The sequence below is a fragment of the Ensifer sp. GW823-FHT05D09 genome, assembly GCF_058795755.1.
This window is the reverse complement of sequence record NZ_JBXAIA010000033.1, coordinates 1-938: the sequence shown is the minus strand read 5'-3', so window position 1 is coordinate 938 and position 938 is coordinate 1. Positions and strand designations below refer to the sequence as shown.

1 protein-coding gene is annotated in these 938 nt (G+C 62.2%); it reads right to left on the bottom strand.

Annotation, left to right across the window (positions count from 1 at the left end; translation table 11 throughout):
* A partial coding sequence (locus AC1Q80_RS30790) for a peroxidase family protein (RefSeq protein WP_492362935.1) occupies positions 1-938 on the bottom strand: 938 nt, incomplete at both ends.

Sequence of the window (938 nt, the reverse complement as noted above, 5' to 3'; positions counted from 1 at the left end):
TCCAGAAGGTCTGGCCGACCATGCCGCCGTTGACATGCTTTTCGGCAAGGCCGCCGACCCACAGATCGACGCGGTCGATGCCCTTGACGATACCGGTGCCATTGGCCTGCATCGCCACCTGGATACCCGGGTTGATCGACTGGAACGCGGCGATATCGCCGGGCTGCAGCACGAGATCCGGATAGGCCTGGCGGAACTGGTCGATCACCACCTGGCTGAGGCCGTTGCGTGCCTGGAAATCCTCCCAGGACGTGTAGGCAGACATGTCGCCGGCAAAGCCGCGTGCTGCTGAGACGTAAGGATCCTGGGAGGCTGCCAGATCCATGCGGACCTGGTTGAGCGTTCCGAGCCCGACATCCCATCCGCGCGCCACATTGAAGGCGAACAGATCGGCATTGATGCGAACGAGGTCGTTACGAACAGCGTCGACGATGTTGAAGTCCACCTCTTCGGCCTGCTGGGTGATGATCCCGCCGAGAATGGAGTTGACGCCGAGCTGTTCGTAGCCGGGTTGCGGCACATACCCTGGAGGCAAGGGACCGGTGAACACGCCGGCCTCATTGCTCGGGTTCAGGAAGGCATCGAACAGAGCCACCTGCTTGGGCTGCCCGTCGGTGCCGATGACGGTCATGGTCTGGCCGATCAACGAATGTCCGACGCGATAGACCGCCGCTGCGAACTCATGCGAGATGCTGGCCGATGCATCCGGGTTGTATTCGTCGAAGCCGTGGGTGCCGTCACCACGCATGCCGCCGAGCAGCATGTCGGCGAACTCGTTGAAGACCACCCGCTGGTATTCGGCCTCGTTGATCATCTTGGCCGCCTGGAACAGCTCTTCCGCCGTTCCCTGGAAGCCGGCCGCCTCCAGACCTTCCACATGGAAGTTATGGTTGCGGGCCCAGATGGTGTGCATCGAGGTCAGCGCGAAGTTCTCGTTG